Origin of the sequence: Psychrobacter sp. ASPA161_9 (genome assembly GCF_051970275.1) — a bacterium.
GTDB lineage: Bacteria > Pseudomonadota > Gammaproteobacteria > Pseudomonadales > Moraxellaceae > Psychrobacter.
Genome location: NZ_JBEFNI010000001.1, coordinates 369370 through 382652, shown reverse-complemented (window position 1 = coordinate 382652; position 13283 = coordinate 369370). Strand labels below are relative to the sequence as shown.

General features: G+C 41.1%; 10 protein-coding genes. 5 read left to right on the top strand and 5 right to left on the bottom strand.

Translation table 11 applies throughout. The features are described 5' to 3' along the window. Nucleotides 1-182 precede the first annotated feature (182 nt). Complete coding sequence (nrdA, locus tag ACTQ9S_RS01415) at nucleotides 183-2459, bottom strand: class 1a ribonucleoside-diphosphate reductase subunit alpha (RefSeq protein WP_350656819.1); 2277 nt, start codon at nucleotides 2457-2459, stop codon at nucleotides 183-185. A 506-nt stretch (nucleotides 2460-2965) separates the two neighbouring features. Further along, nucleotides 2966-3346, bottom strand: coding sequence for a YbeD family protein (locus ACTQ9S_RS01410; RefSeq protein ID WP_082785672.1), 381 nt, complete (start codon nucleotides 3344-3346; stop codon nucleotides 2966-2968). Nucleotides 3347-3823: 477 nt separating this feature from the next. Here ACTQ9S_RS01410 and ACTQ9S_RS01405 point away from each other — a divergent pair, with 477 nt between their 5' ends. Together ACTQ9S_RS01405 and ACTQ9S_RS01400 are read left to right on the top strand one after the other, a co-directional pair. Next, nucleotides 3824-4750: a bestrophin family protein gene (locus ACTQ9S_RS01405; RefSeq protein WP_068036037.1), complete on the top strand. Its 927-nt coding sequence runs from the start codon at nucleotides 3824-3826 to the stop codon at nucleotides 4748-4750. Nucleotides 4751-4864: 114 nt separating this feature from the next. Continuing rightward, a complete protein-coding gene (locus ACTQ9S_RS01400; protein ID WP_440453417.1) occupies nucleotides 4865-5698 on the top strand; it encodes a hypothetical protein in 834 nt (277 codons plus the stop codon). A 90-nt stretch (nucleotides 5699-5788) separates the two neighbouring features. Here ACTQ9S_RS01400 and ampC read toward each other — a convergent pair whose 3' ends face one another. After that, nucleotides 5789-6964 carry a class C beta-lactamase gene (ampC, locus tag ACTQ9S_RS01395; protein ID WP_350656815.1) on the bottom strand — a complete coding sequence of 392 codons (1176 nt, stop codon included), beginning with the start codon at nucleotides 6962-6964 and terminating at the stop codon, nucleotides 5789-5791. 411 nt (nucleotides 6965-7375) lie between these two features. Between ampC and ACTQ9S_RS01390 the strand changes: the two genes are divergently transcribed. The 3 genes from ACTQ9S_RS01390 to ACTQ9S_RS01380 are packed head-to-tail and all read left to right on the top strand — an operon-like array spanning nucleotide 7376 to nucleotide 10450. Further along, entirely contained in the window at nucleotides 7376-9136 is a 1761-nt protein-coding gene (locus ACTQ9S_RS01390; RefSeq protein ID WP_068036032.1) for a TrkH family potassium uptake protein, read from the top strand. 48 nt (nucleotides 9137-9184) lie between these two features. Next, nucleotides 9185-9886, top strand: a complete 702-nt coding sequence (locus tag ACTQ9S_RS01385; RefSeq protein ID WP_068036030.1) for a potassium channel family protein — start codon at nucleotides 9185-9187, stop codon at nucleotides 9884-9886. 18 nt (nucleotides 9887-9904) lie between these two features. Then, a complete protein-coding gene (locus ACTQ9S_RS01380) occupies nucleotides 9905-10450 on the top strand; it encodes a DUF3124 domain-containing protein (RefSeq protein ID WP_068327971.1) in 546 nt (181 codons plus the stop codon). Nucleotides 10451-10843: 393 nt separating this feature from the next. Here ACTQ9S_RS01380 and ACTQ9S_RS01375 read toward each other — a convergent pair whose 3' ends face one another. Next, the gene (locus ACTQ9S_RS01375) at nucleotides 10844-11194 is read right to left on the bottom strand and encodes an integrase arm-type DNA-binding domain-containing protein (RefSeq protein WP_350656864.1); all 351 of its coding nucleotides are present in this window, start codon (nucleotides 11192-11194) and stop codon (nucleotides 10844-10846) included. Nucleotides 11195-11300: 106 nt separating this feature from the next. Continuing rightward, nucleotides 11301-13199 carry an RNA polymerase sigma factor RpoD gene (gene rpoD, locus ACTQ9S_RS01370; RefSeq protein ID WP_068036027.1) on the bottom strand — a complete coding sequence of 633 codons (1899 nt, stop codon included), beginning with the start codon at nucleotides 13197-13199 and terminating at the stop codon, nucleotides 11301-11303. Between the last annotated feature and the right edge of the window lie 84 nt (nucleotides 13200-13283).

The following is a 13283-nucleotide window of genomic DNA, read 5'->3' as shown; positions in this document are numbered from 1 at the left end:
TGAACCCTTTCGAGTTCCATTTCCAGTGTTTCTTGCCATACACCTTACCTTCTATTAGTGTGAGTAAACTTCTAAAATACGCGATTTTCTAATTACTAATAATGAACCTCCTCAATAATTTTAAGTTTAAGAAAAACTATCTAGCTCTCTTAATTAAATTAGAGAGCTAGATAACAGGCTTTCTAAATCTTACAAGCCCCACCAGCACAATCATCTTCCATATCCGCTTGGGCATCGTTCGCACCATCACGAGTATTATGGTAGTACAACGTCTTCACACCCATCTTATATGCGTTTAGCAGATCTTTTAGCAATATCTTCATTGGTACACGGCCCCCTGCATAACGAACGGGATCGTAGTTGGTATTGGCAGAGATACTTTGATCGACGAACTTCTGCATAACAGCGACCAGCTTTAGGTAACCGTCATTGTTTGGCATTTGCCATAGCAGCTCGTACTGATGTCTAAGCGTACCGATATCAGGAACGACTTGCTTTAAGATGCCATCTTTTGATGCTTTGATAGAGACTAGACCGCGTGGTGGCTCGATACCATTAGTCGCGTTGGCAATCTGACTAGAAGTCTCAGACGGCATCAAAGCGGTTAGGGTAGAGTTGCGCAGACCGTGAGTGGTAATCTCAGTACGTAGCGTTTCCCAATCGAGATGTAGCGGCTCTTGGCAGATTTTATCCAAGTCTTTTTTATAGGTATCAATCGGCAAGATACCTTGTGAGTAGGTAGTCTCGTTAAAGGCAGGGCACGCGCCTTGCTCTTTTGCCAATTTGTTTGACGCTTTTAAGAGATAAAATTGTAGCGCTTCAAACGTTTGATGGGTCAGGCCTAAGGCGCTGTCGTCTGAATAGCGTACGCCATTTTTGGCAAGGTAATAAGCATAGTTAATCACGCCAACACCCAATGTACGACGACGCATACTGCCGTTTTGCGCAGCTTTTACCGGATAGTCTTGATAATCGAGTAGGGCATCAAGCGCACGCACGATGAGCTCGGCCGGTTCTTCGATATCGCTGACGTTTTCAACTTTACCCAAGTTAACTGCTGATAGCGTACAAAGGGCGATTTCGCCTTCTTCGTCATTGATGTTATCAAGTGGCTTAGTCGGTAGCGCAATTTCCATACATAGGTTTGACTGACGAATCGGCGCGACCGTCGGGTCAAATGGGCTATGAGTGTTGCAATGATCGACGTTTTGGATATAGATACGACCCGTGCTGGCGCGCTCTTGCATCATTAGGCTAAACAAATCTGCCGCTGGGATTTGACGGCTACGAATGCTTGGGTCATTCTCGTACTTGGTGTATAGCTCTTCGAACTTGTCTTGATCTTCAAAGAAGGCATCATACAAGCCAGGAGTGTCGCCTGGTGAGAATAGCGAGATATCTTGACCTTTGATGAGGCGGGTATACATCGTTTTATTTAACTGTACGCCGTAATCCATATGACGGACACGGTTGTCTTCAACGCCGCGGTTGTTTTTGAGTACCAATAGCGACTCAACTTCTAAATGCCATAATGGATAAAATAATGTCGCAGCACCACCACGGACGCCGCCTTGTGAGCAGCATTTAACCGCTGTCTGAAACAGTTTATAGAATGGAATACAGCCAGTATGTTGTGCTTCGCCGCCACGGATAGGGCTACCAAGGGCACGAATACGACCAGCGTTGATGCCGATACCAGCACGCTGTGATACATAACGTACGATGGCGCTGGTGGTAGCATTAATAGAATCTAGGCTATCACCACATTCGATCAAGACGCACGAGCTAAACTGACGCGATGGCGTACGCACACCAGACATGATTGGCGTTGGCAGAGAGATTTTGAATTGTGAAGTCGCATCATAGAAGCGTTTAACGTAGTCGAGACGCTCTGATTTATCATAACGGCTAAACAGACACATGCCGACGAGCATATATAAGAACTGCGGGCTCTCATAGACCGTCTTGGTGACGCGATCTTGCACGAGGTATTTACCAGCCATCTGCTCAACGGCAGCATAAGCCAAGTTCATATCGCGCCAGTGATCCATATACTCTTCTAACTCATCGAACTCAGCACGGCTATAATCAGCTAGGATATGCTCGTCATACTTGCCGGCATTGGTCAGGGTGGTTACATGATCAAATAGGTGCGGCGGGGTAAATCTGTTGTAAGCGATTTTGCGTAGGTGGAAGATAGCCAAACGCGCGGCTAAATATTGATAGTCAGGAGTATCTTCAGAGATTAAGTCGGCAGCAGATTTGATGATGGTCTCGTGAATATCACGAGTTTTGATACCTTCATAAAACTGAATGTGCGACTTTAGCTCAACTTGTGATACAGACACATTATCTAAATCATGAGCTGCCCACGCGATAACCTTATGAATTTTATCTAAATCAATAGGCTCTAAACGTCCGTCGCGTTTGGTCACTTGAATCTTATCGATATGTGTCATGTTACCCTCTATTATTGATTGCTGATATTTACCCTGCGTAGATTAAATCTAGCAAAGTTTTTTATTACGCTATAACAAGGTGTTACGGTCGCTGAAGTTTTTTTAGACAAAAGCATACCGCTGCTCATAGTGATGAATAAAACCACTGAGCACTAGATATAGCGTGTTTGTTAGTAAGTAGGCACAATATAGCGGGAAAATTTTGAAAATGCTATATTGATTTTAGAGTGAAACTATGTTGCTGTGAGGTTGTAGCGTGTCCAAAATTTAGCAAAGGACGATGGGATAAGGGTTAGACGCGATTGACTCAAATAATAAAATTTTTTGTAAAAAAGTAGTTGTCATTTTATTTTTATTACTCGACAAACTAACTACTAATAATAGCCGTAATCACGATAATAATAGCGGTGGTGATTGTACCTGAGACTACAAAAAATCGCCACCCATATGAGTGACGATTGCGGTATTGAAACGTTAAATTTGTTTTTTAACTTTAGCGTACGAGTTTATACCACCATGCGTACGGTTTTTGCTTCATCAAGTGAGGCATATAAGATGTTCACTTGCTCAACGGTAGTTAAATATAAATTGACTCGTACCGAATGAAAACGACCTGTTTTTGAAGGTTTTACTTCCATAGATGCCAAATCGAACTCTGGGAACTGGCTACCAAGGATAAGCTTGACTTCATTAAGTAAGGTCTCATGCTCGCCTTCATGACCGATGATGCTCATTGGGTAGTCCATCGGGAACTCCCAAAGCTCAGGGTTTTGCACGTCAGTTTTTTTACCTTTTAAGATACCGTCGTTGGCGACTAGCTCAGTGACTTTGACATCTTTTTTGGGCGCTTGGTTTTGATTACTGGTGTCTTTTGGGTCATCAGTCATGATGGTATCCTTATTTTTTATGAAAATATTGGTTTTAATATTGGTTTCCGCAAAATTAAAAAAGCTGAGACTCGCTCAGTTCTTTGGTTGATGTAATTTTTGGATTAGTACATTTGTTATGTGCGGTAGCTGTATTCACTATTTATAGTGGCATTTGGATATTATTCAAGTGCTGGGAGGGCTAGGGTAATACATTATTAATGTAGCAGAAGTGTTGGCGTTTACGCGCGCGCTGTTCTATCAATTTTTTTGAGGAGATAGAAATAGTCAAACAGGTAGTCAATGATTTGTCGCTATTTTTTACAATGTGGAGCAGTTGGACTACTTTTAATGGATGCGATTAATAAACATTTATTTAAGAGCTTTTAATCAATTATTACCTATACTATGATGCCAATGTATAGTTTGCAACTCTGTACTCGAAACACAGCCTATAATTAATACTGCGCTTACAGACCATCTCGCTAGGAAGCTAACATGATTGTCCGGCAAACACCCAATGCCCTCAAGATATTCTTTACCCTTCGCGGCTCAATCATCCCGAAGATCTATCCGCAGATTTTGCTAGTCACCTTGCTTAGTACACTCATAACGATTGTTCAGCACGAGTTTCCTTTGTCATTCCCATCTTATAGTACGGCTCCTTTTACCTTGCTTGGGATCGCCTTATCGCTGTTTCTTGGCTTTCGTAACAATGCAAGCTATCAGCGTTGGTGGGAAGCTCGCGGTTTATGGGGTCAGCTAGTTTATGATGCCCGCAGCCTAACTCGCCAACTGCTTTCTTTTATAGACGAAGAAGTTGAGACTGGACGAGACACCCAGCGTTCTATGATTTACCTGACTATTGCTTTTACTCATGCTGTACGCCACCGGCTTCGTGGTACTTCGCCTTGGGAGGATGTCGAGCGTTTCGTCGAACCAATACATCATGCCAGCATGCGCCAGACGCAGAACTTGCCCGATTATCTGATGCGCCTGATGGGTAAAAAACTCGGAGACAGTCGGCGTCAGTGCTTATCATCGGAGCAGATGATACAAAACATGGACGAGCGTCTGACTTCTATGACGATTGTCTTGGCCGCCTGTGAGCGTATTCATAACACGCCGCTGCCATTTGCTTATATGCTCTTAGTACATCGTACTACCTACCTGTATTGCTTTATGTTGCCTTTTGGCTTGGTATCCTCACTAGGCTGGGCGACCCCTTTAATTTGTGCGGTAATTGCCTATACTTTTTTCGGTCTAGATGTCCTTAGTGAAGAGTTGGAAGAGCCTTTTGGCTTGGCTGCCAATCAATTGCCACTAACTGCTTTGTCACGCACTATCGAAATCAACTTACTAGAAGCACTGGGAGAGACCGATCTTCCGCCTGATATCGCTCCCAAAAACGGTTATCTAGAATAGATAGGTATTCGACATTTTAAATACTGTGCTGTCAAAAGCTTATTACAATAGTTAAGTTGAACTTCTGATAGAGTAGAGATTAGGTATCAACAGACTCATATTAGGAGAGTAGCGATGTCAAATTTTCATCAAAAGTCACCTTTTTTAATGACCAAATCCATATTACTCTTTACTGTTATTGTCGGTAGTATGCAACTGATAACTGGCTGTGACTCACAGAGTTTATCATCCGGTAACCATAGTGCTTCTAATAATGTAAATTCACAAACTAGTGATACAGATAAAAATATAATTGAGACAAATAGTACATCGCCTAAAGATATAACCCCGACAAATGCTTCAATGGTAAGCCTATCAGGTTATCAGAAGTTAAGCTTCGGGCAAGTTATTACTCCTAAACTGTTAAGTGATTTAGGACTTACGAGAGAGGATGGCGATAACGAACAATGCTATTACGTCAGTAATGAAAAACTAAATTATGTGGATGAAGAGTACGGTAAACGTGCCTCTGTGCTATATCAGATTATAAATGACAAGGTTGCACTAATTACTATTCAGGATCCAACCATGTCGCTTTATACAGGTATTAACGTCGGTGATTCAGTCAAAGAGGTTATGAAAGCACATAATAATGACCTTATTTACGAAGTTGATAAATATGCAGTTGATGGCGACTACTATAATCTGATTGCTAATGTGAATTTTGAAGTTATCAAAGAAAATGAACAAGGAGAGTGGTTAAAAGACGAAGACGTTAAGCTTGATAATAAAGGGCACAAGATGCCTATACAGATTGAATATCATATCAAGGGCGGTCAAAAGCTTAATGACTATCAAATTAAAGCGACTGAATGGACAGCAGACAATAAAAACCTATTAAAAGGTCAGGTAGAGAGTATTGATATCGGTATACCAGAAGCGATTTATCTGGTCGAAGGTTGCTCTTAAGCCATAGATGTAAAAGAACCCAGCATTTAGCTGGGTTCTCAATAATTTATAAAGCTATTTGCATAAGGTTGCTTTGTGACTCATGCTCAATCAATGAGTCATCGCACTCTCTAAAATCGTATAGGCTGCTTTGACTCTATCTGTATTTGGATAGTTTTTATTTGCCAAAATGACAATGCCTGATTTTTTAGCAGGAATATAAGCGATATAGCCGCCAAACCCATTGGTAGCACCTGTCTTATTAACCCATACGTTGTTTAAAACAGGCGTTGGATGATTGTCGGTTGTAATGGTTTGAGGCTTTAGCACTACATCCATTGAATTGCCCTCAAGCAAGGTTTCTAGCTTGGTAGGATAAGGATACATCTCCCATCCTAAACCTTGGGTAAAAGTGCTCGCCTGATAGTAACCCTTTCTATTGTTGTCTAACGCTTGCTGGATATCTTTATCCAGCGGCACCAGCCCCATATTCGCAGCCATGAAATGCGTCATATCTGAAATGGTGGATTTAATACCATAGGCTTCGGCGTCCAACATGCCAGGATTGACTCTTATCGGTTCTCCAGCAGCATTATAACCAAACGCATAATCCGCCATTTTGTCGTTAGGAACATTGACAAAGGTATTTGGCATATTGAGTGACGGCAGTGTTTTTTCTTCCATCAGCTGTGTGTAATCAGAGTCCATACTTAGTGCTGATATATAACCAAACAGTCCTATACTGGCATTGGAATATAGACGCTTTGAGTTTACAGGAAAGACAGGCTGCCAAGACTTATAATAACGCAGTAACCCCTTATTGTTTTCAACCTCATCAGGAACTTGTAGGGGTAGACCACCAGTCGAATAGGTGGCTAAGTTTATAAGCCTAGTATTGCCAATGGCGCTGTTTTTTAGGTAAGGAATATATTTGTCAGCCGTATCTTCTAATGCCAGTGTGCCATTCAATTCAGAGTAACTGGCTAAGGTAGCTGCAAACGTCTTACTGATAGATCCTAGCTCAAAAATGGTGTTTTCTGACACAGGTTTGCCAGATTTTTTATCAGCCAAACCATAATGATAGAAATGTGATTTGCCATCAATAATAACGCCAAAAGCCATCCCTGGAATATTATGGTCCTTCATTAGTAATTTGGCTTGCTTATCAACGACGCTTTTTAGACGATCATTACTGTCTGCTGCTTGTACCGTTGCAGATATCAATGATGCTGCAATTAAAGCGGTAAGTCCCACTCGATTTAAAATGGTTTGAACTGATTTTTTCATTGTGCAATTACTCGTCCAGTCTGGTAGATATAGTAGGTATTAAATATGCTAGATTTAATAGCCAGTAAGATTACTATTTTTTGCAGTTTATCTCATAGTAAACACTCTTGTACATTTTTTATAAGTTTTTAAGTTTAGTATCTATTTTGATTGTTGCCATGATTATTTGCCTATTTATTCGTTAAATCTGACCACCATTGTCATACATAGGCACACACAGCAAGCCAAAAAAACTCATCTATTTCATTTGATATCGAATATATGACAAACCCCTATAAATAAAGGCAAACTTTATTTATAGGGGTTTGTCATAGAAATTATAGCTAGTTACGATTATTAAAAACCAATCTTAGTTAATAATAGAAAAAAGGAGTATAAATATACTATTTACTCCTCGTCTGGAATTAGGCTATGCACCCAGCCCTACCATATCGCTTATTAAATAATTTTGCCGTCATTATCAGTGTTATTGGAATAGGATTTGCATTGGTCGATAGTGGATTTACCCTATCATCTTGGCTACAACATATTTTTCATCTTTTTTACTTAATTATCATTTTACTCGGATTCGTCGCAACGGTTTGGCGCTATGTACGCGCAAAGACGCGCCTCTCTGTAAATAAAGTAGCGATTTTTGACTTACTAGCCAGTGTGGCTATTTTTGTTTTACTGGCGGTACATTTCACTGAATTAGCTCGCTCAGGGCTATCGATGCCAGTTGATGGATTTATTGCGATTAAGATTGCCGTGTTTGTCACTTTTATTCGTGAAATATCCGACAATAACTTTAATCTGAATCGTGCCTTTTTAAACCCTGGTCAATTTTTCATCTTAAGTTTTTTATCAGTGGTATTGGTTGGATCGTTACTATTGATGATGCCTAACGCTACCACTGAGCCTATATCCTTTGTTGATGCCTTATTTACTGCTACCAGCGCAGTCTGCGTCACAGGGCTGATTGTGGTAGATACGGCAACGCGTTTTACTACTTTTGGGCAAGTGATTATTATAGGGCTGATTCAAATTGGCGGCTTGGGAATCTTGACCTTTGTGACTTACTTCAGCTACTTTTTTAAAGGTGGCGTCAGTTATGAGACCCAACTCAGTATCAGTGAGATGAACTTTTCACGGCGTTTAGGCGACATGGTGTCAACATTAAAGTCTATTCTATATATCACCTTTGGCATTGAAGCACTCGCTGCTATGCTAATTTATATCAGTATTTATGATTTACCTGGTATGAACTTCTCTGAACGGATGTTTTTTTCTGTTTTTCATGCCATCTCTGCTTTCTGTAATGCTGGATTCTCAACATTCAGTGCTGGCTTATATGATGAGTCGCTACGCTTTAACTATTCTTTACAGCTGATCATTAGTACCACCTTCTTATTTGGTGGTATGGGGTTTTTGATTGTTGCCAATTTACTGCGTTATCTACGTCACCGTACCCAAAGGGCGCTCCATGCTCATGATCCGCGTTATGGTTATCAGCCATGGCTGCTCAGTATTAATAGTCGTATTACGTTGATTACTTCTGGTGCCTTATTACTGATCGGGCTGATTGGAGTGTTGATGTTTGAATACAATGGCATACTTGCTGAGCATAGCAGTGTTTACGGCAAGGTCATTACGGGGTTATTTACGGCAGCGACTCCGCGTACGGCAGGATTTAATATTGCTGATATGGATGCGCTGGCATTCCCGACCATTATGCTGACCATTTTTTTGATGTGGATTGGAGCCTCGCCAAACTCAACGGGCGGTGGTATCAAGACCAGCACCTTTGCTATTGCAGTCTTAAATACCTTGAGCTTAGCGCGCGGTCAGACCAAAGTTGAAGTATTCCAACGTGAGATTGCTGACATCTCTATTCGTCGTGCATTTTCAATTATGTGGTTGTCATTATTGGTCATTGGACTGGGCGTGACGCTCATTAGTTATGAGCAGCCCGAGCTTGATTTGATTAAAGTCGTTTTTGAATGTTTTTCGGCATATAGCACTGTAGGTCTCAGCTTAAACCTAACCGCTGATTTATCAACCTTCAGCAAGCTTGTGGTCTCAGTGATTATGTTTGTTGGGCGCGTCGGCATGTTAACTATTTTTGTTGCACTACTTAAAAACAGGCATCAACGTAACTATCGTTATCCAACCGAAGAGATTACTATTAACTAATCATGCCCCATTGCTGTATTTACGATGGCATAAATGACAAGGAGTATCATGAAATATATCATTGCAGGTTTAGGAAGTTTTGGCTCCTCGCTCGGTATGGCGCTGACCAGCCAAGGTCATGAGGTCATTGCTATCGATAGCAGCATGCAAAAGGTTGAAGCTTATAAGGAGGTTATCACCCATACCATCTGCATGGATGCAACCGATGAGTATACGGTCAACGGTCTACCGATTATGGATACTGATATTGTCGTGGTGGCAATTGGTGAAGACCAAGGGGCAAATGTGATGGCGACGGCACTGTTTAAAACCTTGAAAGCCAAGCATTTAATCAGTCGCAGTATCAATCCGCTCCACGAAAAAGTCCTCCAAGCGATTGGGGTTGATGATATTTTTCATCCCGAAAAAGAATCAGCGATGCGCTGGGCAAAACGGCTATCGCTACGTTATTTCGTCGACTCGTTTAGCTTAACGGATCACTTTAGTATCGTTGAGATTAGTATCCCAGATATTTTAATTGGAAAAACGATTGCGGCTTTACAAATGGAACATAAATTTAATCTTAAACTGCTGAGCACCATGCGCTATGAGCACTATGAAGACAGCTTTGGTCGTCACCAAAGTAAACCTAGTATCGAAGGTCTAGCAACGCCCGAGCAGATATTACAGAATGATGATGTGCTGGTGGTCTACGGGGCGAACAAACATATCCATCAGTTTTTACGTAGTGTTGGGGTTAAGGTACACTAATCGATAGAAGGTAACGTTATGAATAAATGTCGCATATCCGTCTTATGTATTACTGGCTTGCTACTGTTGAGCGGCTGTGATGCGTCTAAACAAGACCCAAATGTCATGTTTTCAGAAGAACATCAAGATCCTATTAAAGAGCTTGAGAACAGCTCAAAAAAAGTTGATCACAGCAAGTTTGGCTATAAACAAACCTTTTATGTACCGATTTATTCAGACATTTATACCGATAGAGACAATCGTAAGGTTTTACTGTCAGCGACCTTGAGCGTGCGCAACACAACATTAAAGAACTCACTATATATTAATAAAATAGATTATTACGGGACACATGGCGAGCTTGTTAAATCATACTTAACAGAAACCATTGAGCTACCAGCCATGGCAACCTTGAACTATATTGTCGAAAGAGAAGAAGATAAAGGCGGTTCGGGCGCTAACTTCATAATTGAAGTTGAAGGTGTAGATGAGACCGTGAGACCAGTCATTGAGGCAGTTATGATTGGTAACTTCAGTAATAAAAGCTTTGCTTTTAGTACAGAAGGTACACCGGTTGTGCACTGATAAAAAATCATTTTGTATTAAATGTATATTGTTCTTTATCATATATAGCAAAATACAAAATACAAAATACAAAATACAAAATACAAAATACAAAATACAAAATACAAAATACAAAATACAAAATCACATTCTCAGTGCAAATCCTTTTTCTTTAAAGTATGCCCTAAGATAACCATTCTATTAAATGAGTAAATGCATCGAAAGCGATTGAGACACTAATCTCTTAATCTATTTACCATAATCACTCGAATACGTTCGATGCGCTATACAAACATTGAACTGCGAATGTTAGATATAACTTTAGTGACTATGAAATCGATAGCATAGATTATTATCATAAAGCTATCTGATTAAAATCTTCCAAGTTAGTGTCTAGGGGATTGACAGCATAGGTCAAAGCCAGTAATGAGCAACATCTTGGAAGGTAGTGTTTAAAGAATTGGTTTGTTCTATGCGTTTATTATCACGGTGAGCTATCGGATCTATGCCTTGCGCTAACAAGCTAAGATTATCATTATATGCTTGCCGTGCAAGTTCAAACGTTAAGGCTAGGTAAAGTCCTAGTGTCATTTCCTTGCATTTAATAGTTGCTGGATGTGTGTAAAGGTGTTGGAATTCGACATTCTCACTACGTATGCGTAAACGTAAGCCAGTATAGCCGCGAATGGTGTGATAAACACGCTTTTGGCCTTGTGCACTTTTGATAGATTTTTTAACTTGAGTCTCTTGTAGTGAAAGGACTATAGCGTTATCACATGGTATCTAACAGGCACAAAAAAGCTGAGACATGCTCAGCTTTTTTGATTTTCTTTTCAGAACGTTTATATAAGTTCAGCAATTCCTATATAAATTAGTCGTTTTCAAGGAAAGAGCGTAAATGCTCAGAACGTGAAGGATGACGTAACTTACGTAGCGCTTTTGCTTCAATTTGACGAATACGCTCACGAGTCACATCGAACTGCTTACCGACTTCTTCCAAAGTATGATCGGTTGGCATATCAATACCGAAACGCATTTTTAGTACACGCGCTTCACGCTCAGTTAGGTTACCTAATACGTCACGAGTGGCTTCACGTAGACCAGCAGATGTTGCATCATCAACAGGACTTGAAATCGTTGAGTCTTCAATAAAGTCGCCTAAGTGCGAATCTTCATCATCACCGATAGGAGTCTCCATTGAGATAGGCTCTTTGGCAATCTTCAGCACTTTACGAACTTTAACTTCGTCCATCTCTAAGCGTTCGCCTAATTCCTCAGGCGTTGGCTCACGTCCCATCTCTTGTAGCAACTGACGTGAGACACGGTTTATCTTGTTAATGGTCTCAATCATGTGTACCGGAATACGAATGGTACGTGCTTGGTCAGCGATAGAGCGGGTGATAGCCTGACGAATCCACCATGTTGCATAAGTCGAGAACTTATAACCACGGCGATATTCAAATTTATCAACCGCTTTCATTAAACCGATATTACCTTCCTGAATCAAATCCAAGAACTGTAAACCACGGTTAGTATATTTTTTAGCAATAGAGATTACTAAGCGTAAGTTGGCCTCAACCATTTCCTTCTTCGCACGGCGAGCTTTGGCTTCACCAATCGCCATACCACGTGCCACATCTTTCATGTCGTGGATTTCCATGTCGAGCTTTTGCTCGTAATCACGGATTTTACGTTGTAATAAAATGACATCATCAATGACTTTTTCTAAGGTCTCAGCAAAAGCAGGCTTGCCTTTAAGACGCTCAGTGAGCCAATCAACGTTGGTTTCATTACTTGGGAAAGTTTTACGGAATTCAGAACGCGGCATACGACCACGGCGAATAACCAAGCGCATAATCTGGCGTTCTTGCTTACGTACGTCATCATAGACGTCATGCATGATAGCCATGACTTGATCTGACATGCGGTTGTTAAGCTTCAACATCATAAAGCGGCTGGCAAGTTGCTCATAAGCTTCGTCAGCTTGCGTACTGCCACGACCATAATCGAGCAAGGCTTGTTTGGCTTTAATAAATAGATGTTCGATCTCTTCTAGACGAAGACGCACTTCTTCTGGATCGATACCACCAGTTTCTTCTTCGACATCATCTGCATCAGCGTCATCTACGTCGTCGCTATCATCGTCGTCATCTTTTTCGGCTTTAGCGATAGCTTTTGACTTCATCACTAAAATTTTCTCTTTTTCTCTTTCTTTTTCTTCTTTTGCTGCTGCTATATCTTCGTCTGTTTCAGGGTCTAAAAAACCTGTGATGACGTCAGATAGCTTTTTATCACCATCCACTACGCGCTGATATTCATCAAGAACGAATTGTACTGTACCAGGCCAATAAGCCATGGCATGCTGCACATCACGAATACCTTCTTCGATACGCTTAGCAATGGCAATTTCGCCCTCACGCGTTAACAAATCGACCGTACCCATCTCACGCATATACATACGGACAGGATCGGTAGTACGACCAGGCTCAGTCTCAACAGAGGCTAATACTGCCGCTGCTTCGTCAGCTGCCATATCGTCATCGCTTGAGTCATCGTTCATCAAGATGTCATCAGCATCAGGCGCGGACTCAAAGATTTTGATACCGACGTCAGTTAGCATCTGGACAATGTCTTCGATCTGATCGCTTTCTGTAATGGAGTCGGGCAGTTGGTCATTCACCTCAGCATAGGTAAGATACCCTTGCTCTTTGCCCATTTGAATTAAGGTGGCCAGTTGAGACGTGGACTTAGAAACTGACTTATCGTTCATAAATACTCACTTGCTTGCGTCGGACATTTCCGTGATATGACGTGCCATCGCTTGCTGGGTGCGTGGATCTAATCAATAGATTGA